Genomic DNA, 22,193 nt, shown 5'->3' with positions numbered 1-22,193 from the left:
ACAACGTTCGGTGATTACGACGATCAGGCAGTCGCCTTGTCGTCCTTCTTAAGACTTGCAGGCGGCCAGTTGTCGAGGCGCATGCCGAGGGACAGACCGCGGGAGGCCAGAACGTCCTTGATTTCAGTCAAGGATTTCTTGCCAAGGTTCGGAGTCTTCAACAGCTCTACTTCGGTACGCTGAATCAGGTCACCGATGTAGTAGATGTTTTCCGCCTTAAGGCAGTTAGCCGAACGTACAGTCAGTTCCAGATCGTCAACCGGGCGAAGCAGGATCGGATCGATCTCGTCTTCCTGCTCGACAACCACTGGCTCACTGTCACCTTTGAGATCGACGAACGCAGCCAACTGCTGTTGCAGAATGGTTGCAGCGCGGCGAATAGCCTCTTCAGGATCCAGAGTACCGTTGGTTTCCAGATCAATAACCAGCTTATCCAGGTTAGTACGCTGCTCGACACGGGCGTTTTCCACCACGTATGCGATACGGCGAACCGGGCTGAACGAAGAGTCAAGCTGCAAGCGACCAATGCTGCGGCTTTCGTCTTCATCGCTCTGACGCGAGTCGGCCGGTTCATAACCACGACCACGAGCTACGGTGAGCTTCATGTTCAGGGCGCCGTTAGACGCCAGGTTAGCGATTACGTGATCGGGGTTAACGATCTCGACATCATGATCCAGCTGAATATCGGCAGCGGTAACCACCCCCGAACCCTTCTTCGACAAGGTCAGCGTAACTTCGTCACGACCGTGCAGCTTGATAGCCAGACCTTTAAGGTTCAACAGGATTTCAATTACATCTTCCTGTACACCTTCGATGGCGCTGTACTCATGGAGTACACCGTCAATCTCGGCCTCGACCACTGCACAGCCGGGCATTGAGGACAACAGGATGCGTCGCAGCGCGTTGCCCAGGGTGTGGCCAAAACCACGCTCGAGAGGCTCGAGAGTGATCTTGGCGCGGGTTGGACTGACAACCTGCACATCAATATGGCGGGGTGTCAGGAACTCATTTACCGAAATCTGCATGGATGCACCTATTTTCTAGCCCTTACTTGGAGTAGAGCTCGACAATCAGGCTTTCGTTGATGTCGGCGGACAGATCACTGCGAGCAGGAACGTTCTTGAAAACGCCCGACTTCTTCTCAGTGTCTACTTCTACCCATTCTACGCGGCCACGTTGGGCACACAGATCGAGAGCTTGGACAATGCGAAGTTGGTTCTTTGCTTTCTCGCGAATCGCGACCACGTCACCAGCACGAACCTGGTAGGACGGTACGTTTACGGTCTGACCGTTAACGCTGACGGACTTGTGCGATACCAGCTGACGGGATTCGGCACGAGTAGAACCAAAGCCCATACGGTATACAACGTTGTCCAGACGGCATTCGAGCAGCTGCAGCAGGTTTTCACCGGTTGCACCTTTCTTGCCAGCAGCTTCTTTGTAGTAGCCGCTGAATTGACGCTCGAGAACGCCGTAGATACGACGGACTTTCTGCTTTTCACGCAGTTGGGTGCCGTAATCGGACTGGCGACCGCGGCGTTGGCCGTGGATACCAGGTGCTGCTTCGATGTTGCACTTCGATTCGATCGCGCGCACGCCGCTCTTCAGAAAGAGATCGGTGCCTTCGCGACGAGCGAGTTTGCATTTTGGACCAATGTAACGAGCCATTCTTTACAATCTCCTGGATTACACGCGGCGCTTCTTCGGCGGACGGCACCCGTTGTGCGGGATTGGCGTCACGTCGGTGATGCTGGCGATCTTATAGCCACAGCCGTTCAATGCACGGACAGCAGACTCACGACCTGGACCTGGACCCTTGACGTTAACGTCGAGGTTTTTCAGGCCATATTCCAGCGCAGCTTGACCAGCACGTTCAGCAGCTACTTGAGCAGCAAACGGGGTGGACTTGCGGGAACCGCGGAAACCCGAACCACCGGAGGTAGCCCAAGAAAGCGCGTTACCTTGACGGTCGGTAATGGTCACGATTGTGTTGTTAAAAGAAGCATGGATGTGGGCGATGCCATCAACCACTGTCTTTTTAACTTTTTTACGAGGACGAGCAGCAGGTTTTGCCATGATTAATTTCCTGTCGATTCGCTGGGGCGATTACTTGCGGATCGGCTTACGCGGACCTTTACGGGTACGCGCGTTAGTCTTGGTACGCTGACCGCGTACTGGAAGACCACGACGATGACGCAGACCGCGATAGCAACCGAGGTCCATCAAACGCTTGATTTTCATGTTGATTTCGCGACGCAGGTCACCTTCAGTGGTGAACTTCGCCACTTCGCCACGCAGCTGTTCAATCTGCTCGTCGCTCAGATCCTTGATCTTTGCGGCTGGGTTTACCCCAGTCACTGCGCAAATTTTCTGCGCAGTAGTGCGACCAACACCATAGATGTAGGTCAGCGAGATAACAGTATGCTTGTTATCTGGAATGTTAACGCCTGCAATACGGGCCATTCAGTGGGACTCCAATTGACAGCTACCTACGCCCCGGAAGCCAAGAAATAGGGCGCGAGATAATATCGCTGTAATAACAAATAATCAACCCGGCAGCGCACTAGCTGCCGGGCTTGAAGCACAATCACACTCAGCCTTGGCGCTGTTTGTGACGCGGTTCCGCGCTGCAAATTACTCGAACAACACCTTCGCGGCGAATAATCTTGCAGTTACGGCACAGCTTTTTCACCGATGCACGAACTTTCATCACCAACTCCTCGAACCTTATGGGTACTCAGCGCAACATGCCGCTGCCGTAACCCTTCAGGTTGGCTTTCTTCATCAGGGATTCGTACTGGTGCGAAACGAGGTGCGATTGTACTTGGGACATGAAGTCCATCACAACCACGACGACGATCAGCAACGAGGTCCCGCCAAGGTAGAACGGAACGTTTGCTGCTACCACCAGGAACTGGGGCAACAAGCACACGGCCGTCATATATAGAGCACCGAACAGGGTCAAACGAGTCAGAACGCCATCAATGTAGCGCGCTGACTGCTCACCTGGACGGATGCCCGGAATAAAGGCACCGGACTTCTTCAGGTTTTCCGCTACGTCTTTCGGATTGAACATCAACGCCGTATAGAAGAAGCAGAAGAAAATAATCCCTGCACTAAACAGCAGAATATTCAACGGCTGACCAGGAGCGATCGACTGCGAGATGTCCTGCAGCCAGCCCATACCTTCAGACTGACCAAACCAGGTACCCAACGAAGCCGGGAACAGCAAAATGCTGCTCGCGAAAATGGCCGGAATAACGCCGGCCATGTTCACCTTCAGCGGCAAGTGGCTAGTCTGCGCAGCAAAGACCTTGCGGCCCTGCTGACGCTTGGCGTAGTGAACAGCAATACGACGCTGACCACGCTCAATGAACACCACAAAACCGATAATCGCTACTGCCAGCAAACCGATCGCAACCAGGGCGAAAATGTTGATGTCACCCTGACGCGCAGACTCGAAAGACTGCCCGATCGCTCTCGGAAGACCGGCGACGATACCTGCGAAAATCAACATCGAGATACCGTTGCCAACACCACGCTCAGTAATCTGCTCACCCAGCCACATCATGAACATCGCACCAGCCACAAAAGTGGATACCGCGACGAAATGGAAGCCAAAGTCACCAGTGAACGCTACGCCCTGCCCCGCAAGACCAATGGACATGCCAATAGCCTGAACGAGAGCAAGAACGACAGTGCCGTAGCGGGTGTACTGGGCAATCTTGCGACGCCCAGATTCACCTTCCTTCTTCAACTGTTCCAGCTGCGGGCTGACGGCGGTCATCAGCTGCATGATGATCGATGCCGAAATGTACGGCATGATCCCCAGTGCAAAGATGCTCATCCGTTCCAGCGCGCCGCCGGAAAACATGTTGAACAAGCTAAGAATGGTCCCCTCATTCTGTCGAAACAGGTCCGCGAGTCGGTCCGGGTTGATACCTGGAACCGGGATGTGTGCGCCTATTCGGTAGACGATAATCGCCAGGAACAGAAAACGCAGACGAGCCCAGAGTTCAGACATACCGCCTTTGCCGAGCGCAGAGAGAGCACCTTGCTTAGCCATTTATTCCTCGAACTTGCCGCCAGCTGCTTCGATAGCCGAACGCGCACCTTTGGTGGCGCCGATTCCCTTTCCGATGGTAACAGCGCGAGTAACTTCGCCGGACAGCATGATTTTCACACGCTGTACGTTGACGTTGATCACGTTGGCATCTTTCAGGGACTGCACGGTTACGATATCGCCTTCCACTTTAGCCAGCTCGGACAAACGCACTTCTGCGCGATCCATGGCTTTCAGGGAAACGAAACCGAACTTCGGCAGACGACGATGCAGCGGCTGTTGGCCGCCTTCAAAGCCTGGAGCAATGGTGCCACCGGAGCGGGAGGACTGACCTTTGTGGCCACGGCCACCGGTCTTGCCCAAACCACTACCGATACCACGGCCCGGACGATGCTTTTCGCGACGGGAACCCGGCGCTGGACTCAGATCATTGAGTTTCATCGATTAACCCTCGACACGCAGCATGTAGTAAGCCTTGTTGATCATCCCGCGATTCTCGGGAGTATCAACTACTTCTACAGTGTGACCGATGCGACGCAGACCCAGACCCTTAACGCACAATTTGTGGTTAGGGATACGGCCGGTCATGCTTTTGATCAGCGTTACTTTAACGGTAGCCATGATCAGAAGATCTCCTTGACGCTTTTGCCACGCTTGGCGGCAATGGATTCAGGAGACTGCATAGCCTTCAAACCCTTGAAAGTGGCGTGAACCACGTTTACCGGGTTAGTCGAGCCGTAGCACTTGGCCAGAACGTTCTGAACGCCAGCAACTTCGAGGACAGCACGCATAGCGCCGCCAGCGATGATACCGGTACCTTCAGAAGCAGGCTGCATGTACACCTTCGAAGCGCCATGAGCGGACTTCATTGCGTACTGCAGAGTGGTGCCGTTCAGGTCAACTTGGATCATGTTGCGGCGAGCAGCTTCCATTGCCTTCTGGATCGCAGCAGGCACTTCACGCGACTTGCCACGGCCGAAGCCAACGCGCCCTTTACCATCACCAACCACGGTCAACGCGGTGAAAGTGAAGATACGGCCGCCTTTAACGGTTTTGGCTACGCGGTTAACTTGAACCAGCTTCTCAATGTAGCCTTCGTCGCGCTTTTGGTCGTTATTTGACATAACTTAGAACTCCAGCCCAGCTTCACGAGCAGCATCAGCCAGCGCTTTAACGCGGCCGTGGTACTTGAAGCCAGAGCGGTCGAAAGCCACTTGCGAGACGCCAGCGGCCTTAGCACGCGTAGCGACCAGCTGGCCAACTTTAGTGGCCGCGTCGATGTTGCCAGTGGCACCATCACGCAGTTCTTTATCCAAAGTCGAGGCAGAAGCCAGAACTTTGGCGCCGTCGGCCGAAATGACCTGGGCGTAGATGTGCTGCGACGAGCGGAACACGCAGAGACGCACGACTTCGAGTTCGTGCATTTTCAGGCGTGCTTTGCGAGCGCGACGCAGTCGAGTAACTTTTTTGTCGGTCATTTGCTATGCCCTACTTCTTCTTGGCTTCTTTACGACGGACGACTTCGTCCGCGTAGCGCACACCTTTGCCTTTGTACGGCTCTGGTGGACGGAAGTCGCGGATCTCGGCGGCCACTTGACCTACCAGCTGCTTGTCGATGCCCTTGATCAGGATATCGGTCTGGCTAGGAGTCTCAGCGGTGATGCCTTCCGGCAGTTCATAATCCACTGGGTGCGAGAAGCCAAGAGCCAGGTTCAGCACTGTGCCTTTTGCTTGCGCTTTGTAACCAACACCGACCAGCTGGAGCTTGCGCTCGAAGCCTTGGCTTACGCCTTGGACCATGTTGTTTACCAACGCACGAGTGGTACCAGCCATTGCGCGAGTTTGTTGATCGCCATTGCGAGCAGCGAAACGCAGCTCACCAGCTTCTTCAACAATCTCAACGGACGAATGGATGTTCAGTTCGAGAGTGCCCTTGGCACCCTTCACCGAAAGCTGTTGACCTGCGAATTTGACTTCGACACCGGCTGGCAGCTTAACGGGGTTCTTAGCGACGCGTGACATGCTTATCCCCCCTTAGAACACAGTGCAAAGAACTTCGCCGCCGACACCGGCAGCGCGCGCAGCACGATCCGTCATCACACCTTTGTTGGTGGAGACGATAGACACACCGAGACCGCCACGAACTTTTGGCAGATCATCGACGGACTTGTACTGACGCAGGCCTGGACGGCTAACGCGCTTCACTTCCTCGATGACCGGACGGCCTTCGAAGTACTTCAGCTCGATGGACAGCAGTGGTTTGATTTCGCTGCTGATCTGATAACCCGCAATGTAACCCTCGTCCTTCAGGACTTTGGCAACAGCTACCTTCAAAGTAGAAGATGGCATGCTTACGACGGACTTTTCAGCCATCTGGGCATTACGGATACGAGTTAGCATGTCCGCTAACGGGTCCTGCATACTCATGGGCTAGACGCTCCTAATACAAAAAAATTAGCCTTACGGCTACTACGTGTCGCCGAGTACATCCATGCGAAAAAAGCACGGGCTCAGGCGAGCCGGGTATTCTAGACACACCCCACAAATGAATCAAGCCCCAAAAGGGGCTTGATTCAAGTTCAAGGTCACCGGCGGTCAGGATCTTGCGAACCCTTCCACCGAGACTTTGAGATGCTACTTACCAGCTGGCTTTAACCAGACCCGGTACGTCGCCACGCATTGCTGCTTGACGCAGCATGTTACGGCCGAGGCCGAACTTGCGGTAAACGCCGTGCGGACGACCGGTCAAGCGGCAGCGGTTACGCATGCGCGAAGCGCTTGCGTCACGTGGCTGCTTCTGCAGAGCAACTGTTGCTTCCCAACGCGCTTCTGGACTTGCGTTCAGATCCACGATGATAGCTTTCAGTGCTGCACGCTTTTTGGCGTACTTGGCAACAGTGAGCTGACGCTTCAGCTCACGGTTCTTCATGCTCGTCTTGGCCATTTTCCTACTCCAATCAGTTGCGGAACGGGAATTTGAAAGCACGCAACAAGGCGCGACCTTCATCATCGTTCTTGGCAGTGGTGGTCAGGGTAATGTCCAGACCGCGGAGAGCATCGATCTTGTCGTAGTCGATTTCCGGGAAGATGATCTGCTCTTTAACGCCCATGCTGTAGTTACCACGACCATCGAAGGACTTGGCATTCAGGCCGCGGAAGTCGCGAACCCGAGGCAGGGAGATCGACAGCAGACGATCCAGGAATTCATACATACGCTCACGGCGCAGGGTCACCTTGACGCCGATCGGCCAACCTTCACGGACTTTAAAGCCAGCGATGGATTTCCGAGCGTAAGTCACGATGACTTTCTGACCGGTGATCTTTTCCAGGTCGGCAACAGCGTGCTCGATGACTTTCTTGTCACCGACCGCTTCGCCCAGACCCATGTTCAGGGTGATTTTGGTAACGCGTGGAACTTCCATCACGTTCGAAAGCTTAAGTTCTTCCTTAAGTTTCGGTGCGATTTCCTTCCAGTAAATCTCTTTTAGTCGTGCCATGGTCTTCTACCTAGCAGTGTTCAAGCATCAACCGCTTTTTGGGTCGACTTGAAGACACGAATTTTCTTGCCGTCTTCTACTTTAAAACCAACGCGATCAGCCTTGTTGGTTTCGCCGTTGAAAATGGCGACGTTAGAAGCGTCCAGTGGAGCTTCTTTTTCGACGATACCGCCTTGTACGCCCGACATCGGGTTAGGCTTGGTATGACGCTTAACCAGGTTCAGACCACCAATAACCAGACGGTTGTTAGCGAGAACCTTAAGCACCTTACCGCGCTTACCTTTGTCTTTGCCGGCGATCACGATGATCTCGTCGTCACGACGAATCTTTTGCATGTCGGATCTCCTTACAGCACTTCTGGGGCGAGCGAGACGATCTTCATGAACTTCTCAGTACGAAGTTCACGGGTCACTGGCCCAAAGATACGGGTGCCGATCGGCTCTTGCTTGTTGTTCAGAAGAACAGCAGCGTTGCCATCAAAGCGGATAATGGAGCCATCAGCACGACGTACGCCGTGACGAGTGCGGACTACAACAGCAGTCATCACTTGGCCTTTTTTCACTTTACCGCGAGGAATTGCTTCCTTCACGGTAACTTTGATGATGTCACCGATACCAGCGTAACGACGATGGGAGCCACCCAGCACCTTGATGCACATAACGCGGCGTGCGCCGCTGTTATCGGCCACATCGAGCATGGATTGAGTCTGAATCATATAATTTCTCCGACCCCTAGTCCTTAGACTTCCACAGCGCGTTCGAGAACATCAACCAGCGCCCAAGACTTGGTCTTGGCCAAAGGACGAGTTTCACGAATAGTGACTTTGTCGCCGATGTGGCACTGATTGGTTTCGTCGTGCGCGTGCAGCTTAGTCGAACGCTTAACGTATTTACCGTAGATCGGGTGCTTTACGCGACGCTCGATCAGAACGGTGATGGTCTTGTCCATTTTGTCGCTGACAACACGGCCAGTCAGCGTACGGACGGTTTTTTCGGCTTCAGCCATGATTACTTACCTGCCTGCTGTTTGAGCACAGTCTTCACGCGAGCGATGTCACGCTTAACTTGCCGGAGCAGGTGAGACTGCCCCAACTGGCCAGTTGCTTTCTGCATACGCAGATTGAACTGGTCGCGCAGCAGGCCGAGCAGTTGCTCGTTAAGCTGCGGCGCGTCTTTTTCACGAAGTTCGTTCGCTTTCATCACATCACCGTCCGTTTAACAAAGGCGGTGGCGAGCGGCAGCTTTGCAGCAGCCAAGGCAAAAGCCTCACGCGCCAGCTCTTCAGTAACACCCTCGATTTCATACAGGACTTTGCCTGGCTGAATCTGGGCAACCCAGTATTCCACGCTACCTTTACCTTTACCCATCCGAACTTCGAGTGGCTTTTTGGTGACAGGCTTGTCCGGGAATACACGGATCCAGATCTTTCCGCCACGTTTTACGTGACGGGTCAGAGCACGACGCGCTGACTCGATCTGACGAGCGGTGAGACGACCACGAGCAACAGACTTCAGCGCGAACTCGCCGAAGCTGACTTTGCTACCGCGCAATGCCAGGCCACGGTTGTGACCAGTCATTTGCTTGCGGAACTTCGTACGCTTTGGTTGCAACATTTGGCGTACCCCTTACTTAGCAGCTTTTTTACGAGGCGCTGGTGCTTGTGGTTTCAGCTCTTCTTGGCGACCACCAATTACTTCGCCTTTGAAGATCCAAACCTTTACACCGATCACACCATAAGTGGTGTGAGCTTCGTAGTTGGCATAGTCGATGTCGGCACGCAGGGTGTGCAGAGGCACACGACCTTCGCGATACCATTCAGTACGTGCGATTTCAGCACCGCCGAGACGACCGCTCACTTGGATTTTGATGCCTTTGGCACCAATGCGCATGGCGTTCTGTACAGCGCGCTTCATAGCGCGACGGAACATTACGCGACGCTCCAGCTGCTGAGCTACGCTCTGCGCAACCAACATACCGTCGAGTTCCGGCTTGCGGATTTCTTCGATATTGATGTGCACAGGCACACCCATTTGTTTGGTCAGGTCCTGACGCAGTTTCTCAACATCTTCACCTTTCTTCCCGATAACGATACCCGGACGAGCGGTGTGGATGGTGATACGTGCTGTTTGAGCCGGACGATGGATATCGATACGGCTTACGGACGCGCTTTTTAGTTTGTCTTGGAGATACTCACGCACTTTCAGATCAGCGAACAAATAGTCCGCATAAGTCCGACCGTCTGCGTACCAGACGGAGGTGTGCTCCTTGACGATTCCCAGGCGAATGCCAATGGGATGTACTTTCTGACCCATCTCTTCGACTCCGTTACTTGTCAGCAACCTTGACAGTGATATGGCAAGACCGCTTGACGATGCGATCAGCACGGCCTTTGGCACGTGGCATGATTCGCTTCAGCGAACGCCCTTCGTTGACGAAAACGGTGCTGACTTTAAGGTCATCAACGTCTGCGCCTTCGTTATGCTCGGCGTTGGCTACGGCCGACTCCAGCACTTTCTTCATGATCTCGGCGGCTTTCTTACTGCTGAAAGCCAACAGGTTGAGCGCTTCGCCCACCTTCTTCCCGCGGATCTGGTCGGCGACCAAGCGGGCTTTCTGGGCGGAGATTCGAGCGCCCGACAACTTAGCGGCTACTTCCATCGTTCCTTACCCCTTAACGCTTGGCTTTCTTGTCTGCCACGTGCCCACGATATGTGCGGGTACCGGCAAACTCGCCTAGTTTGTGGCCGACCATGTCTTCGTTCACGAGAACTGGGACATGTTGACGACCGTTATGCACTGCAATGGTCAGACCGACCATTTGTGGCAGGATCATCGAACGACGCGACCAGGTTTTAACTGGTTTGCGATCGTTCTTTTCCGCCGCCACTTCGATCTTCTTCAGTAGGTGAAGATCAATAAAAGGACCTTTTTTCAGAGAACGTGGCACTGTCGTATCCCTCTATTTACTTGCGACGACGGACGATCATTTTGTCGGTACGCTTATTACCACGAGTCTTCGCGCCCTTAGTCGGGAAGCCCCATGGCGATACCGGATGACGACCACCAGAGGTACGACCTTCACCACCACCATGTGGGTGGTCAACCGGGTTCATGGCAACACCACGAACGGTTGGGCGAACGCCACGCCAGCGTTTGGCACCAGCTTTACCCAGCGAACGCAGGCTGTGCTCGGAGTTCGAGACTTCACCCAGGGTCGCGCGGCATTCAGCCAGCACTTTACGCATCTCACCAGAACGCAGACGCAGGGTCACGTAGACACCTTCACGAGCGATCAGCTGAGCCGAAGCACCAGCGGAACGAGCGATTTGTGCGCCTTTACCTGGCTTCAATTCGATGCCGTGTACGGTACTACCAACTGGAATGCTGCGCAGTTGCAACTGGTTGCCCGGCTTGATCGGAGCCAAAGCACCCGAAATCAGCTGGTCGCCAGCGTTCACGCCTTTAGGGGCGATGATGTAACGGCGTTCGCCGTCTGCGTACAACATAAGAGCGATGTGAGCAGTACGGTTTGGATCGTATTCGATACGCTCGACAGTGGCCGGGATGCCATCTTTGTCGTTGCGACGGAAATCGACCAGACGATAATGCTGCTTATGGCCACCACCGATGTGACGAGTGGTAATGCGACCATTGTTGTTACGACCACCAGACTTCGATTTCTTCTCGAGCAGCGGTGCGTGAGGAGCGCCTTTATGCAGCTCCTGGTTGACCACCTTGACCACATGACGGCGGCCAGGGGAAGTCGGTTTGCATTTAACGATTGCCATGATGCACCCCTTCCTTACTCAGCACTGCTGCTGAAATCGAGATCTTGGCCTGGCTGAAGGGAGATAACCGCCTTCTTCCAGTCATTACGCTTGCCCAGACCGCGAGCAGTGCGCTTGCTCTTACCCAGAACATTCAGGGTAGTAACACGCTCTACTTTCACGCTGAACAGGCTTTCGACGGCCTTCTTGATTTCCAGCTTGGTTGCGTCAGTTGCAACCTTGAAAACGAACTGGCCTTTTTTGTCAGCCAGAACCGTAGCCTTCTCGGAAACGTGCGGGCCGAGCAGAACTTTAAATACGCGTTCCTGGTTCATCCCAGCAGCTCCTCGAATTTCTTCACGGCCGACACGGTGATCAACACCTTGTCGTATGCGATCAGACTAACTGGATCGGAACCTTGCACGTCACGTACATCGACGTGTGGCAGGTTGCGAGCAGCCAGGTACAGGTTCTGATCAACAACTTCAGACACGATCAAGACGTCAGTCAGGCCCATGCCAGTCAGTTTGTTCAGCAGATCTTTGGTCTTCGGTGCATCAACAGCGAAGTCCTGAACCACAACCAGACGATCAGTACGCACCAGCTCAGCAAGGATGGAACGCATTGCTGCGCGATACATCTTCTTGTTCAGCTTCTGGGTGTGATCCTGAGGACGAGCTGCGAAAGTGGTACCGCCGCCACGCCAGATTGGGCTACGGATAGTACCGGCACGAGCACGGCCAGTACCTTTCTGACGCCAAGGGCGCTTACCGCCACCACGAACGTCGGAACGGGTCTTTTGCTGCTTGCTACCTTGACGGCCGCCGGCCATGTAGGCCACGACTGCTTGGTGAACCAGCGTCTCGTTGAATTCGCCGCCAAATGTCAGTTCGGAAACTTCGATCGCTTGAGCGTCATTTACATTTAATTGCATGTCAGCTTCCCCTTAACCGCGAGCCTTGGCTGCTGGACGTACAACCAAGTTGCCGCCAGTAGCGCCAGGAACAGCACCCTTGACCAACAACAGATTGCGTTCAGCGTCCACGCGCACTACTTCAAGAGACTGCACGGTCACGCGCTCAGCGCCCATATGACCGGACATTTTTTTGCCCTTGAATACACGACCAGGAGTCTGGCACTGGCCGATAGAGCCTGGAACGCGGTGGGACACGGAGTTACCGTGGGTATTATCTTGCCCGCGGAAGTTCCAACGCTTGATCGTACCCTGGAAGCCTTTACCCTTGGACTGACCGGTTACATCAACCAGTTGACCAGCGGCGAAGATTTCAGCGTTGATCAGATCGCCGGCCTGGTACTCGCCTTCTTCAAGGCGGAATTCCATTACGGTACGACCAGCGGCAACGTTCGCCTTAGCGAAGTGGCCAGCCTGAGCAGCTGTAACACGCGAAGCACGACGCTCGCCTACAGTGACTTGCACTGCACGATAGCCATCGGTCTCTTCAGTTTTGAACTGGGTGACGCGATTCGGCTCGATCTCAATGACCGTGACCGGAATGGAGACACCTTCTTCGGTGAAAATACGGGTCATACCGCATTTACGACCGACTACACCAATAGTCATGTTGTAAACCTCATGAGTGTACGGGGCTTTCACCCGCTATGGCCGCCCATTTCAGAGCGTTACACGACTAAGACCGAGTCTTAGCCGAGGCTGATCTGTACTTCCACACCGGCCGCAAGATCAAGCTTCATAAGAGCATCAACGGTTTTATCCGTTGGCTGGACGATGTCCAGAACGCGCTTATGAGTACGGATCTCGTACTGGTCACGCGCGTCTTTGTTGACGTGCGGGGAGACCAGAACGGTGAACCGCTCTTTACGGGTAGGCAGTGGAATTGGACCACGCACTTGAGCACCAGTACGTTTCGCGGTTTCCACGATTTCCTGGGTGGATTGGTCGATCAGGCGATGGTCAAAAGCCTTCAACCTGATACGGATTTGCTGATTTTGCATTGGATTTCAGACTCCGGCTGCTATTCCCACCGAGCGCAATACGCCCGTTAAAAGGAGGCGCAATTCTATAGACGCCCCATATAGGTGTCAACCCAATAAAAAAGCCCCCGCTAAGCGGGGGCTTTTTCAGACCATCACTTATTAAGCGATGATTTTGGCTACGACGCCAGCGCCGACGGTACGACCGCCTTCACGAATAGCGAAACGCAGACCGTCTTCCATTGCGATGGTTTTGATCAGGGTGACAACCATTTTGATGTTGTCGCCTGGCATTACCATTTCAACGCCTTCCGGCAGTTCGCAGTTACCGGTCACGTCAGTGGTCCGGAAGTAGAACTGTGGACGGTAGCCTTTGAAGAACGGAGTGTGACGACCGCCTTCTTCTTTGCTCAACACGTACACTTCAGCTTCGAAGGTAGTGTGCGGCTTGACCGAACCTGGCTTGACCAGAACCTGGCCACGCTCAACGTCGTCACGCTTGGTGCCGCGCAGCAGCACGCCGCAGTTCTCGCCAGCACGACCTTCGTCGAGCAGCTTACGGAACATTTCAACACCGGTGCAGGTGGTCACGGTAGTGTCACGCAGACCAACGATTTCCAGTGGATCCTGAACCTTGACGATACCGCGCTCGATACGACCGGTAACAACAGTACCGCGACCGGAGATCGAGAATACGTCTTCGATTGGCATCAGGAACGGCTTGTCGATAACACGGACTGGATCTGGAATGTAGCTGTCCAGAGTCTCAACCAGTTTACGAACGGCAGTGGTGCCCATTTCGTTGTCGTCTTGGCCGTTCAGAGCCATCAGAGCCGAACCGATGATGATCGGAGTGTCGTCACCTGGGAAGTCGTAAGTGCTCAGCAGATCGCGCACTTCCATCTCAACCAGTTCCAGCAGCTCAGCGTCGTCTACCATGTCAGCCTTGTTCAGGAAGACAACGATGTACGGAACGCCAACCTGACGGGACAGCAGGATGTGCTCACGGGTTTGCGGCATCGGACCATCAGCGGCCGAACAAACCAGAATAGCGCCGTCCATTTGAGCAGCACCGGTGATCATGTTCTTCACATAGTCAGCGTGACCTGGGCAGTCAACGTGAGCGTAGTGACGGATCAGCGAGTTGTATTCAACGTGAGCGGTGTTGATGGTGATACCACGAGCCTTCTCTTCCGGAGCGCTGTCGATTTTGTCGAAAGCAACAACGGCCGAACCGAAAACTTCGGAGCAGACGCGAGTGAGAGCAGCGGTCAGCGTGGTTTTACCGTGGTCGACGTGACCGATGGTGCCAACGTTGACGTGCGGGAGGGTACGGTCAAATTTTTCTTTAGCCACGACAATTAACTCCTAGCCTAAAGGGGCTGAATCAGCCTTGTTTTTTGGTAACGGTTTCGACGATGTGCGACGGAGCCGTATTGTATTTTTTGAATTCCATAGAGTAGCTAGCGCGACCTTGGGACATGGAGCGAACGTCGGTTGCGTAACCGAACATCTCACCCAACGGAACCTCGGCACGAATCACTTTGCCGGAAACCGTATCTTCCATACCCAGAATCATGCCGCGACGACGGTTAAGGTCGCCCATCACGTCACCCATATAGTCTTCAGGTGTAACAACCTCTACCGCCATGATCGGCTCAAGCAACTCACCACCGCCCTTCTGGGCCAGCTGCTTGGTCGCCATGGATGCAGCCACCTTAAACGCCATCTCGTTGGAGTCGACGTCGTGGTAGGAACCATCAAACACAGTAGCCTTCAGGCCGATCAGCGGATAGCCGGCAACAACGCCGTTCTTCATCTGCTCTTCGATACCCTTCTGGATAGCCGGGATGTATTCCTTAGGAACCACACCACCCACTACTTCGTTCACGAATTGCAGACCTTCCTGACCTTCGTCAGCAGGAGCAAAACGGATCCAGCAGTGGCCGAACTGACCACGACCGCCGGACTGACGAACGAACTTGCCTTCGATTTCACAGTTCTTCGTGATGCGCTCACGATAGGAAACCTGAGGCTTACCGATGTTGGCTTCGACGTTGAACTCACGGCGCATCCGGTCAACCAGGATGTCCAGGTGCAACTCGCCCATGCCAGAGATGATCGTTTGACCCGTCTCTTCATCAGTCTTGACGCGGAAAGATGGATCTTCCTGAGCAAGTTTGCCCAGAGCGATACCCATTTTTTCCTGGTCGTCCTTGGTCTTAGGCTCAACGGCAACCGAGATAACCGGCTCCGGGAAGTCCATACGAACCAGGATGATTGGCTTGTCAGCGCTGCACAAGGTTTCGCCAGTGGTGACGTCCTTCATGCCGATCAAGGCCGCGATGTCACCAGCGCGTACTTCCTTGATTTCTTCACGGGCGTTTGCGTGCATTTGCACCATACGACCCACGCGCTCTTTCTTGCCTTTGACCGAGTTGATCACGCCGTCGCCGGAGGCCAACACGCCCGAGTAAACTCGAACAAAGGTCAATGTACCCACGAATGGGTCGGTAGCGATTTTGAAAGCCAGAGCCGAGAACGGCTCGCTATCATCTGCATGACGCTCCATCTGCTTTTCCTCGTCATCCGGGTCAGAACCCTTGATGGCAGGAATGTCAGTTGGTGCAGGCAGGTAATCGATAACGGCGTCGAGAACCAGGGGAACACCCTTGTTCTTGAAGGAAGAACCGCAAACAGCCAGGACGATTTCGCCAGCGATAGTACGCTGACGCAGTGCGGCCTTGATTTCCGCGTTGGTGAGTTCTTCACCTTCGAGGTACTTGTTCATCAGCTCTTCGCTGGCTTCAGCCGCAGCCTCAACCATGTTACCGCGCCACTCGTCAGCCAGTTCCTGCAATTCAGCAGGGATAGGCTTGCGAACTGGGACCATGCCTTTGTCGGAGTCATTCCAGTAAACAGCTTCCATGGCCATCAGATCGATCTGACCCTGGAAGTTGTCTTCGGAACCGATAGCCAACTGGATTGGAACCGGAGTGTGACCCAAACGCTGCTTGATCTGACCGATCACGCGCAGGAAGTTCGCACCAGCACGGTCCATCTTGTTTACGTAAACAAGACGTGGAACGCCGTATTTGTTGGCTTGACGCCATACGGTTTCCGACTGAGGCTCAACACCCGAGGTGCCGCAGAACACAACGACCGCGCCGTCGAGAACACGCAGGGAACGCTCAACTTCAATAGTGAAGTCAACGTGGCCCGGGGTGTCGATGACGTTAAAGCGGTATTGGTCCTTGTGCTGCTTCTCGGAACCCTGCCAGAAGGCGGTAATGGCAGCAGAAGTAATGGTAATACCACGCTCCTGCTCCTGAACCATCCAGTCTGTGGTCGCGGCGCCGTCATGCACCTCGCCCATTTTGTGACTTTTGCCAGTGTAAAAAAGGACGCGCTCGGTGGTGGTGGTTTTACCAGCATCCACGTGAGCAACGATACCAATGTTACGGTAGCGATTAATCGGTGTTGTACGAGCCATAAAGCCCTCGCAAAATTAGTGACGCTAAAATTAGAAGCGGTAGTGCGAGAAAGCTTTGTTGGCTTCAGCCATACGGTGCACGTCTTCACGCTTCTTAACTGCAGCACCTTTACCTTCAGCAGCGTCCAACAGTTCGCCAGCCAAACGCAGGGCCATAGACTTCTCGCCGCGCTTACGGGCGAAGTCTACCAACCAGCGCATTGCCAGGGCGTTACGACGGGACGGACGAACTTCAACCGGAACCTGGTAAGTAGCACCGCCTACACGGCGCGACTTTACTTCGACCAGCGGAGCGATGGCGTCGAGAGCTTTCTCGAAGATTTCCAGGGGGTCGCTGTTCTTGCGTTCTTTAACCTTTTCCAGCGCGCCATAAACGATACGCTCGGCAACGGCTTTCTTGCCGCTTTCCATCACGTGGTTCATGAACTTGGCCAGAATTTGGCTTCCGTATTTTGGATCGTCAAGCACTTCGCGCTTGGCTGCTACGCGTCTTCTTGGCATGGATAAGCCCTCAAACGGTCTTCAGGTTCGCTCGGAATCGGTGCCCTTGCGGGACGCCTCCGACCTTACTCTTATCGACTCAGAAAAATAGATGATTCAGTTTTTACAAAAAGCCGCTACTACTTAGGCTTCTTGGTACCGTACTTCGAACGACCCTGGTTACGACCTTTAACGCCGGAAGTATCCAAAGAACCGCGAACGGTGTGGTAACGAACACCTGGCAAGTCTTTTACACGACCGCCGCGGATCAGTACCACGCTGTGCTCTTGCAGGTTGTGGCCTTCACCGCCGATGTACGAGGAAACCTCGAAACCGTTGGTCAGGCGAACACGGCATACTTTACGCAGTGCCGAGTTAGGTTTTTTCGGCGTGGTGGTATACACACGGGTGCATACGCCACGACGTTGCGGGCAGTTCTGCAGCGCAGGCACGTCGGATTTCTCGACGATACGCTTACGCGGCTGACGTACCAGCTGGTTGATAGTTGCCATCTACTAGCTCCACTGTTGTCTTGCGACGCTATTGTCTTGCAAGAAAAGCAAAATGGCAGGAACGAATTCCCGCCAAATTTAGGGGTACAAGAGTCTAAAGAGGATCTTGCCCCCAGTCAAGGCAAGGCCCCGACGTCTCCTCTCATCCAACCTCGACAAATTGTCTCGATTCGATGAACGGAGCGGCCAGGGCCTTACGCTCATTTAGTGCAGAACTCAGTTACCGCTTGAGTTCAGCGCTTCGGTCAGTGCAGCTTCCACTTCACTGGCGCTTACGCGCAGCGGCTTGTCTGCTTCACGACGACGCTTACGTTCGCTGTGATAAGCCAAACCGGTACCGGCAGGGATCAAACGACCCACAACCACGTTTTCTTTCAGGCCGCGCAGGTAATCCCGCTTGCCGGTTACCGCCGCTTCGGTCAGCACTCGAGTGGTTTCCTGGAAGGAAGCCGCCGAGATGAACGATTCGGTGGACAAGGACGCCTTGGTGATACCCAACAGCACGCGGGTGAACTTGGAAACGAATTTCTCGTCGCCAGCCAGACGCTCGTTCTCTACCAGAACGTGAGTTAACTCCATCTGGTCGCCCTTGATGAAAGTCGAGTCGCCGGATTCAGCAATTTCAACTTTACGCAGCATCTGACGCAGGATGGTCTCGATGTGCTTGTCGTTGATCTTCACGCCTTGCAGACGATAAACGTCCTGGATCTCGTTCACGATGTACTTGGCCAGCGCACTCACACCCAGCAGACGCAGGATGTCGTGTGGATCGCTCGGACCGTCGGAGATAACTTCGCCGCGGTTTACCTGTTCGCCTTCGAAGACGTTCAGGTGACGCCACTTCGGAATCAGCTCTTCGTACGGATCAGTACCGTCGTTCGGAGTGATGACCAGACGGCGCTTGCCTTTGGTCTCTTTACCGAACGCGATGGTGCCGCTGACTTCAGCCAGAATCGAGGCTTCTTTCGGACGACGCGCTTCGAACAAGTCGGCAACACGTGGCAGACCACCGGTGATGTCACGGGTCTTCGAAGTCTCTTGCGGGATACGAGCGATAACATCACCGATCGCAATCTTCGCGCCGTCCGCTACACCAACCAGGGCGTTGGCAGGCAGGAAGTACTGAGCAATTACGTCAGTACCCGGCAGCAAGAGATCCTTGCCGTTGTCATCAACCATCTTCACAGCAGGACGGATATCTTTACCGGCAGCTGGACGGTCTTTGGCGTCGAGTACTTCAATGTTGGTCATACCGGTCAATTCGTCAGTCTGACGCTTGATCGTGATGCCTTCTTCCATGCCCACGTAGGTCACGGTACCTTTCATTTCGGTAACGATTGGGTGAGTGTGCGGATCCCACTTGGCCACGATTGCGCCAGCGTCGACCTTGTCACCTTCTTTAACCGAAATCACAGCACCGTACGGCAGCTTGTAACGCTCACGCTCACGACCGAAGTCATCAGCGATTGCCAGCTCACCGGAACGAGACACAGCAACCAGGCAACCATCCACTCGCTCAACGTGCTTCAGGTTATGCAGGCGGACGGTACCGCCATTCTTCACCTGAACGCTGTCGGCTGCGGAGGTCCGGCTTGCCGCACCACCGATGTGGAACGTACGCATGGTCAGCTGGGTACCCGGCTCACCGATGGACTGGGCAGCGATAACGCCGACCGCTTCACCGATGTTCACCTGGTGACCACGAGCCAAGTCACGGCCGTAGCACTTGGCGCAAATGCCGTAGCGGGTTTCGCAGCTGATCGGCGAACGCACGATCACTTCATCAATGCTGTTCAGCTCGATGAACTCGACCCACTTCTCGTCCACCAGAGTGCCACCAGGAACAATAACTTCCTCGGTACCCGGCTTGAACACGTCACGAGCGATGACACGACCCAGTACGCGCTCACCCAACGGTTCAACAACGTCACCGCCTTCAATGTGCGGAGTCATTACCAGGCCGTGTTCGGTGCCGCAATCGATCTCGGTCACGACCAGATCCTGCGCCACGTCTACAAGACGACGAGTCAGGTAACCGGAGTTCGCAGTTTTCAATGCGGTATCCGCCAAACCTTTACGAGCACCGTGAGTGGAGATGAAGTACTGAAGTACGCTCAAACCTTCACGGAAGTTCGCAGTAATCGGCGTTTCGATGATGGAACCGTCCGGCTTGGCCATCAGGCCGCGCATACCGGCGAGCTGACGGATCTGCGCAGCAGAACCCCGTGCGCCCGAGTCGGCCATCATGTACATCGAGTTAAAGGACTCTTGGTCGACTTCGACGCCATGACGGTCGATGACTTTCTCTTTCGAGAGGTTGGCCATCATCGCCTTGGAAACTTCGTCGTTCGCCTTGGACCAAAGGTCGATCACTTTGTTGTACTTCTCGCCCTGAGTTACCAGGCCTGAGGCGTACTGACTTTCGATCTCTTTCACTTCATCAGTTGCAGCATTGATGATGCGGGCTTTCTCGTCCGGGATAACAAAGTCGTTAACACCGATGGAAACGCCGGAGATGGTCGAATAAGCAAAACCGGTGTACATCAACTGGTCAGCGAAGATCACGGTCTCTTTCAAACCAACCACGCGGTAGCACTGGTTGATCAGCTTGGAGATCGCCTTTTTCTTCATCGGCTGGTTGACGACGTCGTACGACAGGCCAGGTGGAACAACCTGGAACAACAGCGCACGACCGACGGTTGTGTCGACGATACGGGTGTTCTTGACGCTGCCACCGTCACGATCGTTCACGGTTTCGTGGATGCGGACTTTGACTTTGGCGTGCAGTGCGGCTTCGCCGGCACGGAACACACGGTCAACTTCCTGCAGATCCGCGAACACACGACCTTCGCCCTTGGCGTTGATCGCTTCACGAGTCATGTAGTACAGACCCAATACAACGTCCTGCGAAGGAACGATGATTGGCTCACCGTTGGCTGGCGACAGAATGTTGTTGGTCGACATCATCAACGCACGCGCTTCCAACTGGGCTTCCAGTGTCAGCGGTACGTGCACGGCCATTTGGTCGCCGTCGAAGTCGGCGTTGTACGCAGCACAGACCAGAGGGTGCAGCTGGATAGCCTTGCCTTCGATCAGTACTGGTTCAAACGCCTGGATACCCAGACGGTGAAGGGTCGGTGCACGGTTGAGGAGAACCGGGTGTTCGCGAATTACTTCAGCGAGAACGTCCCAGACTTCCGGCAGCTCGCGCTCGACCATCTTCTTGGCAGCTTTGATGGTGGTAGCAAGACCACGCATTTCCAGCTTGCCGAAAATGAACGGCTTGAACAGCTCGAGGGCCATTTTCTTCGGCAGACCGCACTGATGCAGACGCAGGGTCGGACCTACGGTAATTACCGAACGACCGGAATAGTCAACACGCTTACCGAGCAAGTTCTGACGGAAACGACCCTGCTTACCCTTGATCATGTCAGCCAGGGATTTCAGAGGACGCTTGTTCGAACCAGTGATAGCGCGGCCACGACGACCGTTGTCGAGCAGTGCATCGACAGCTTCCTGCAACATACGCTTTTCGTTGCGCACGATGATGTCCGGAGCGGACAGATCAAGCAGGCGCTTCAAGCGGTTGTTACGGTTGATCACTCGACGATACAGATCGTTGAGATCGGAAGTCGCGAAGCGACCGCCATCCAGCGGGACCAGTGGACGCAGATCTGGCGGCAGAACCGGCAGAACGGTCAGCACCATCCATTCTGGAAGGTTGCCGGAACCCTGGAAGGCTTCCATCAACTTCAGACGCTTGGACAGCTTCTTGATTTTGGTTTCGGAATTGGTTTGCGGAATTTCTTCACGCAGACGGCCAATCTCGTGCTCCAGGTCGATAGCGTGCAGCAGTTCACGGACAGCTTCAGCACCCATGCGGGCATCAAAATCGTCGCCGAACTCTTCCAGCGCTTCGAAGTACTGCTCGTCGTTCAGCAGCTGACCTTTCTCAAGGGTGGTCATGCCTGGATCGATAACGACATAGCTCTCGAAGTAGAGAACACGTTCGATATCACGCAGGGTCATGTCCATCAGCAAGCCGATACGGGACGGCAGCGATTTCAGGAACCAGATGTGGGCAACCGGCGAAGCCAGTTCGATGTGCGCCATGCGCTCACGACGAACCTTGGCCAGTGCAACTTCAACGCCGCACTTCTCGCAGATCACGCCGCGATGCTTCAAGCGCTTGTACTTACCGCACAGGCACTCGTAATCCTTTACCGGGCCAAAGATCTTGGCGCAGAACAGGCCGTCACGCTCAGGTTTGAACGTACGGTAGTTGATCGTTTCCGGCTTTTTAACTTCACCGAACGACCACGATCGGATCATCTCAGGCGATGCCAATCCAATACGGATGGCGTCGAACTCTTCGACTTGACCCTGGTTTTTCAGCAAATTCAGTAGGTCTTTCAAGGCCTTTCCTCCT

At 54.5% G+C, this 22,193-nt stretch carries 32 protein-coding genes; all 32 read right to left on the bottom strand.

Going from position 1 to position 22,193, the window contains the following annotated elements; genetic code table 11:
- Nucleotides 1–23: 23 nt before the first annotated feature.
- Nucleotides 24–1,025: a DNA-directed RNA polymerase subunit alpha gene (locus ACYZTS_RS10260; RefSeq protein WP_003186012.1), complete on the bottom strand. Its 1,002-nt coding sequence runs from the start codon at nucleotides 1,023–1,025 to the stop codon at nucleotides 24–26.
- 22 nt (nucleotides 1,026–1,047) lie between these two features.
- Nucleotides 1,048–1,668 (bottom strand): 30S ribosomal protein S4, encoded by a 621-nt coding sequence (rpsD, locus tag ACYZTS_RS10255; protein WP_003210056.1) that lies wholly within the window; start codon nucleotides 1,666–1,668, stop codon nucleotides 1,048–1,050.
- A gap of 18 nt (nucleotides 1,669–1,686) precedes the next feature.
- A complete protein-coding gene (gene rpsK, locus ACYZTS_RS10250) occupies nucleotides 1,687–2,076 on the bottom strand; it encodes a 30S ribosomal protein S11 (RefSeq protein ID WP_002555466.1) in 390 nt (129 codons plus the stop codon).
- A gap of 30 nt (nucleotides 2,077–2,106) precedes the next feature.
- Complete coding sequence (rpsM, locus tag ACYZTS_RS10245; protein WP_003186020.1) at nucleotides 2,107–2,463, bottom strand: 30S ribosomal protein S13; 357 nt, start codon at nucleotides 2,461–2,463, stop codon at nucleotides 2,107–2,109.
- A gap of 130 nt (nucleotides 2,464–2,593) precedes the next feature.
- Nucleotides 2,594–2,710, bottom strand: a complete 117-nt coding sequence (gene rpmJ, locus ACYZTS_RS10240) for a 50S ribosomal protein L36 (RefSeq protein WP_002555468.1) — start codon at nucleotides 2,708–2,710, stop codon at nucleotides 2,594–2,596.
- Between the two features lie 27 nt (nucleotides 2,711–2,737).
- Entirely contained in the window at nucleotides 2,738–4,066 is a 1,329-nt protein-coding gene (gene secY, locus ACYZTS_RS10235; RefSeq protein WP_028621548.1) for a preprotein translocase subunit SecY, read from the bottom strand.
- Nucleotides 4,067–4,504 carry a 50S ribosomal protein L15 gene (rplO, locus tag ACYZTS_RS10230; protein WP_010467269.1) on the bottom strand — a complete coding sequence of 146 codons (438 nt, stop codon included), beginning with the start codon at nucleotides 4,502–4,504 and terminating at the stop codon, nucleotides 4,067–4,069.
- Nucleotides 4,505–4,507: 3 nt separating this feature from the next.
- Complete coding sequence (gene rpmD, locus ACYZTS_RS10225) at nucleotides 4,508–4,684, bottom strand: 50S ribosomal protein L30 (protein WP_028621547.1); 177 nt, start codon at nucleotides 4,682–4,684, stop codon at nucleotides 4,508–4,510.
- 2 nt (nucleotides 4,685–4,686) lie between these two features.
- Nucleotides 4,687–5,187 carry a 30S ribosomal protein S5 gene (gene rpsE, locus ACYZTS_RS10220; protein ID WP_003186035.1) on the bottom strand — a complete coding sequence of 167 codons (501 nt, stop codon included), beginning with the start codon at nucleotides 5,185–5,187 and terminating at the stop codon, nucleotides 4,687–4,689.
- 3 nt (nucleotides 5,188–5,190) lie between these two features.
- Complete coding sequence (gene rplR, locus ACYZTS_RS10215; protein WP_017341069.1) at nucleotides 5,191–5,541, bottom strand: 50S ribosomal protein L18; 351 nt, start codon at nucleotides 5,539–5,541, stop codon at nucleotides 5,191–5,193.
- Nucleotides 5,542–5,551: 10 nt separating this feature from the next.
- Nucleotides 5,552–6,085, bottom strand: a complete 534-nt coding sequence (gene rplF / locus ACYZTS_RS10210; RefSeq protein ID WP_003176412.1) for a 50S ribosomal protein L6 — start codon at nucleotides 6,083–6,085, stop codon at nucleotides 5,552–5,554.
- 12 nt (nucleotides 6,086–6,097) lie between these two features.
- Nucleotides 6,098–6,490 carry a 30S ribosomal protein S8 gene (rpsH, locus tag ACYZTS_RS10205; protein WP_003186040.1) on the bottom strand — a complete coding sequence of 131 codons (393 nt, stop codon included), beginning with the start codon at nucleotides 6,488–6,490 and terminating at the stop codon, nucleotides 6,098–6,100.
- Nucleotides 6,491–6,701: 211 nt separating this feature from the next.
- The gene (rpsN, locus tag ACYZTS_RS10200) at nucleotides 6,702–7,007 is read right to left on the bottom strand and encodes a 30S ribosomal protein S14 (protein ID WP_028621546.1); all 306 of its coding nucleotides are present in this window, start codon (nucleotides 7,005–7,007) and stop codon (nucleotides 6,702–6,704) included.
- Nucleotides 7,008–7,020: 13 nt separating this feature from the next.
- Nucleotides 7,021–7,560, bottom strand: coding sequence for a 50S ribosomal protein L5 (gene rplE / locus ACYZTS_RS10195; RefSeq protein ID WP_028621545.1), 540 nt, complete (start codon nucleotides 7,558–7,560; stop codon nucleotides 7,021–7,023).
- Between the two features lie 20 nt (nucleotides 7,561–7,580).
- Nucleotides 7,581–7,895 carry a 50S ribosomal protein L24 gene (gene rplX / locus ACYZTS_RS10190; RefSeq protein ID WP_003176416.1) on the bottom strand — a complete coding sequence of 105 codons (315 nt, stop codon included), beginning with the start codon at nucleotides 7,893–7,895 and terminating at the stop codon, nucleotides 7,581–7,583.
- An 11-nt stretch (nucleotides 7,896–7,906) separates the two neighbouring features.
- Nucleotides 7,907–8,275 carry a 50S ribosomal protein L14 gene (gene rplN / locus ACYZTS_RS10185; protein ID WP_002555479.1) on the bottom strand — a complete coding sequence of 123 codons (369 nt, stop codon included), beginning with the start codon at nucleotides 8,273–8,275 and terminating at the stop codon, nucleotides 7,907–7,909.
- Between the two features lie 23 nt (nucleotides 8,276–8,298).
- A complete protein-coding gene (rpsQ, locus tag ACYZTS_RS10180) occupies nucleotides 8,299–8,565 on the bottom strand; it encodes a 30S ribosomal protein S17 (RefSeq protein WP_003176419.1) in 267 nt (88 codons plus the stop codon).
- A 2-nt stretch (nucleotides 8,566–8,567) separates the two neighbouring features.
- Nucleotides 8,568–8,759: a 50S ribosomal protein L29 gene (gene rpmC / locus ACYZTS_RS10175; RefSeq protein ID WP_008030901.1), complete on the bottom strand. Its 192-nt coding sequence runs from the start codon at nucleotides 8,757–8,759 to the stop codon at nucleotides 8,568–8,570.
- Nucleotides 8,759–9,172: a 50S ribosomal protein L16 gene (rplP, locus tag ACYZTS_RS10170; RefSeq protein ID WP_028621544.1), complete on the bottom strand. Its 414-nt coding sequence runs from the start codon at nucleotides 9,170–9,172 to the stop codon at nucleotides 8,759–8,761. The genes rpmC and rplP overlap by 1 nt, the downstream gene beginning before the upstream one ends.
- Before the next feature lie 12 nt (nucleotides 9,173–9,184).
- Nucleotides 9,185–9,871 carry a 30S ribosomal protein S3 gene (gene rpsC / locus ACYZTS_RS10165; protein ID WP_003176422.1) on the bottom strand — a complete coding sequence of 229 codons (687 nt, stop codon included), beginning with the start codon at nucleotides 9,869–9,871 and terminating at the stop codon, nucleotides 9,185–9,187.
- Nucleotides 9,872–9,884: 13 nt separating this feature from the next.
- Nucleotides 9,885–10,217, bottom strand: coding sequence for a 50S ribosomal protein L22 (gene rplV, locus ACYZTS_RS10160; RefSeq protein WP_003103908.1), 333 nt, complete (start codon nucleotides 10,215–10,217; stop codon nucleotides 9,885–9,887).
- A 13-nt stretch (nucleotides 10,218–10,230) separates the two neighbouring features.
- On the bottom strand, nucleotides 10,231–10,506 hold the full coding sequence (gene rpsS / locus ACYZTS_RS10155) for a 30S ribosomal protein S19 (protein ID WP_002555486.1): 276 nt from the start codon (nucleotides 10,504–10,506) through the stop codon (nucleotides 10,231–10,233).
- A gap of 16 nt (nucleotides 10,507–10,522) precedes the next feature.
- On the bottom strand, nucleotides 10,523–11,347 hold the full coding sequence (gene rplB / locus ACYZTS_RS10150) for a 50S ribosomal protein L2 (protein ID WP_008030897.1): 825 nt from the start codon (nucleotides 11,345–11,347) through the stop codon (nucleotides 10,523–10,525).
- Nucleotides 11,348–11,361: 14 nt separating this feature from the next.
- The gene (gene rplW / locus ACYZTS_RS10145; RefSeq protein ID WP_002555488.1) at nucleotides 11,362–11,661 is read right to left on the bottom strand and encodes a 50S ribosomal protein L23; all 300 of its coding nucleotides are present in this window, start codon (nucleotides 11,659–11,661) and stop codon (nucleotides 11,362–11,364) included.
- Nucleotides 11,658–12,260, bottom strand: a complete 603-nt coding sequence (gene rplD / locus ACYZTS_RS10140) for a 50S ribosomal protein L4 (protein ID WP_007896707.1) — start codon at nucleotides 12,258–12,260, stop codon at nucleotides 11,658–11,660. Before rplD ends, rplW begins: the two co-directional genes overlap by 4 nt.
- A 12-nt stretch (nucleotides 12,261–12,272) precedes the next feature.
- Nucleotides 12,273–12,908, bottom strand: a complete 636-nt coding sequence (gene rplC / locus ACYZTS_RS10135) for a 50S ribosomal protein L3 (RefSeq protein ID WP_003186059.1) — start codon at nucleotides 12,906–12,908, stop codon at nucleotides 12,273–12,275.
- Nucleotides 12,909–12,988: 80 nt separating this feature from the next.
- Nucleotides 12,989–13,300, bottom strand: coding sequence for a 30S ribosomal protein S10 (rpsJ, locus tag ACYZTS_RS10130; RefSeq protein ID WP_003186070.1), 312 nt, complete (start codon nucleotides 13,298–13,300; stop codon nucleotides 12,989–12,991).
- Nucleotides 13,301–13,441: 141 nt separating this feature from the next.
- Nucleotides 13,442–14,635 (bottom strand): elongation factor Tu, encoded by a 1,194-nt coding sequence (tuf, locus tag ACYZTS_RS10125; protein ID WP_008145495.1) that lies wholly within the window; start codon nucleotides 14,633–14,635, stop codon nucleotides 13,442–13,444.
- Nucleotides 14,636–14,666: 31 nt separating this feature from the next.
- The gene (fusA, locus tag ACYZTS_RS10120) at nucleotides 14,667–16,772 is read right to left on the bottom strand and encodes an elongation factor G (protein WP_461995664.1); all 2,106 of its coding nucleotides are present in this window, start codon (nucleotides 16,770–16,772) and stop codon (nucleotides 14,667–14,669) included.
- 30 nt (nucleotides 16,773–16,802) lie between these two features.
- On the bottom strand, nucleotides 16,803–17,273 hold the full coding sequence (gene rpsG, locus ACYZTS_RS10115) for a 30S ribosomal protein S7 (protein ID WP_002555493.1): 471 nt from the start codon (nucleotides 17,271–17,273) through the stop codon (nucleotides 16,803–16,805).
- Nucleotides 17,274–17,392: 119 nt separating this feature from the next.
- Nucleotides 17,393–17,764, bottom strand: a complete 372-nt coding sequence (gene rpsL, locus ACYZTS_RS10110) for a 30S ribosomal protein S12 (protein WP_002555494.1) — start codon at nucleotides 17,762–17,764, stop codon at nucleotides 17,393–17,395.
- A 216-nt stretch (nucleotides 17,765–17,980) separates the two neighbouring features.
- A complete protein-coding gene (rpoC, locus tag ACYZTS_RS10105; RefSeq protein WP_028621542.1) occupies nucleotides 17,981–22,180 on the bottom strand; it encodes a DNA-directed RNA polymerase subunit beta' in 4,200 nt (1,399 codons plus the stop codon).
- Nucleotides 22,181–22,193: the final 13 nt, after the last annotated feature.

It is taken from the genome of Pseudomonas sp. TMB3-21, assembly GCF_054898145.1.
Note: the sequence above shows the minus strand (reverse complement) of the source record. Positions and strands in the feature narration are given on the sequence as shown.

Excerpts from the sequence above, each read along its gene's own strand:
- rplO (WP_010467269.1), bottom strand. The coding sequence starts at position 4,504 with ATGAAACTCAATGATCTGAGTCCAGCGCCGGGTTCCCGTCGCGAAAAG.
- rplB (WP_008030897.1), bottom strand. The coding sequence starts at position 11,347 with ATGGCAATCGTTAAATGCAAACCGACTTCCCCTGGCCGCCGTCATGTG.
- rpmJ (WP_002555468.1), bottom strand. The coding sequence starts at position 2,710 with ATGAAAGTTCGTGCATCGGTGAAAAAGCTGTGCCGTAACTGCAAGATT.
- rplC (WP_003186059.1), bottom strand. The coding sequence starts at position 12,908 with ATGACTATTGGTGTAGTCGGTCGTAAATGCGGTATGACCCGTATTTTC.
- rplV (WP_003103908.1), bottom strand. The coding sequence starts at position 10,217 with ATGGAAGTAGCCGCTAAGTTGTCGGGCGCTCGAATCTCCGCCCAGAAA.
- rpsM (WP_003186020.1), bottom strand. The coding sequence starts at position 2,463 with ATGGCCCGTATTGCAGGCGTTAACATTCCAGATAACAAGCATACTGTT.
- rpmC (WP_008030901.1), bottom strand. The coding sequence starts at position 8,759 with ATGAAAGCGAACGAACTTCGTGAAAAAGACGCGCCGCAGCTTAACGAG.
- rplR (WP_017341069.1), bottom strand. The coding sequence starts at position 5,541 with ATGACCGACAAAAAAGTTACTCGACTGCGTCGCGCTCGCAAAGCACGC.
- ACYZTS_RS10260 (WP_003186012.1), bottom strand. The coding sequence starts at position 1,025 with ATGCAGATTTCGGTAAATGAGTTCCTGACACCCCGCCATATTGATGTG.
- rplE (WP_028621545.1), bottom strand. The coding sequence starts at position 7,560 with ATGGCACGACTAAAAGAGATTTACTGGAAGGAAATCGCACCGAAACTT.
- rpsH (WP_003186040.1), bottom strand. The coding sequence starts at position 6,490 with ATGAGTATGCAGGACCCGTTAGCGGACATGCTAACTCGTATCCGTAAT.
- rpsD (WP_003210056.1), bottom strand. The coding sequence starts at position 1,668 with ATGGCTCGTTACATTGGTCCAAAATGCAAACTCGCTCGTCGCGAAGGC.
- rpsL (WP_002555494.1), bottom strand. The coding sequence starts at position 17,764 with ATGGCAACTATCAACCAGCTGGTACGTCAGCCGCGTAAGCGTATCGTC.
- rplD (WP_007896707.1), bottom strand. The coding sequence starts at position 12,260 with ATGCAATTAAATGTAAATGACGCTCAAGCGATCGAAGTTTCCGAACTG.
- rpsQ (WP_003176419.1), bottom strand. The coding sequence starts at position 8,565 with ATGGCTGAAGCCGAAAAAACCGTCCGTACGCTGACTGGCCGTGTTGTC.
- rpsJ (WP_003186070.1), bottom strand. The coding sequence starts at position 13,300 with ATGCAAAATCAGCAAATCCGTATCAGGTTGAAGGCTTTTGACCATCGC.
- rpsE (WP_003186035.1), bottom strand. The coding sequence starts at position 5,187 with ATGTCAAATAACGACCAAAAGCGCGACGAAGGCTACATTGAGAAGCTG.
- fusA (WP_461995664.1), bottom strand. The coding sequence starts at position 16,772 with ATGGCTCGTACAACACCGATTAATCGCTACCGTAACATTGGTATCGTT.
- rpmD (WP_028621547.1), bottom strand. The coding sequence starts at position 4,684 with ATGGCTACCGTTAAAGTAACGCTGATCAAAAGCATGACCGGCCGTATC.
- secY (WP_028621548.1), bottom strand. The coding sequence starts at position 4,066 with ATGGCTAAGCAAGGTGCTCTCTCTGCGCTCGGCAAAGGCGGTATGTCT.
- rplF (WP_003176412.1), bottom strand. The coding sequence starts at position 6,085 with ATGTCACGCGTCGCTAAGAACCCCGTTAAGCTGCCAGCCGGTGTCGAA.
- rpsN (WP_028621546.1), bottom strand. The coding sequence starts at position 7,007 with ATGGCCAAGACGAGCATGAAGAACCGTGAGCTGAAGCGTCAGCTCACT.
- rplX (WP_003176416.1), bottom strand. The coding sequence starts at position 7,895 with ATGCAAAAGATTCGTCGTGACGACGAGATCATCGTGATCGCCGGCAAA.
- rplW (WP_002555488.1), bottom strand. The coding sequence starts at position 11,661 with ATGAACCAGGAACGCGTATTTAAAGTTCTGCTCGGCCCGCACGTTTCC.
- rpsK (WP_002555466.1), bottom strand. The coding sequence starts at position 2,076 with ATGGCAAAACCTGCTGCTCGTCCTCGTAAAAAAGTTAAAAAGACAGTG.
- rpsC (WP_003176422.1), bottom strand. The coding sequence starts at position 9,871 with ATGGGTCAGAAAGTACATCCCATTGGCATTCGCCTGGGAATCGTCAAG.
- rplN (WP_002555479.1), bottom strand. The coding sequence starts at position 8,275 with ATGATTCAGACTCAATCCATGCTCGATGTGGCCGATAACAGCGGCGCA.
- rplP (WP_028621544.1), bottom strand. The coding sequence starts at position 9,172 with ATGTTGCAACCAAAGCGTACGAAGTTCCGCAAGCAAATGACTGGTCAC.
- rpsG (WP_002555493.1), bottom strand. The coding sequence starts at position 17,273 with ATGCCAAGAAGACGCGTAGCAGCCAAGCGCGAAGTGCTTGACGATCCA.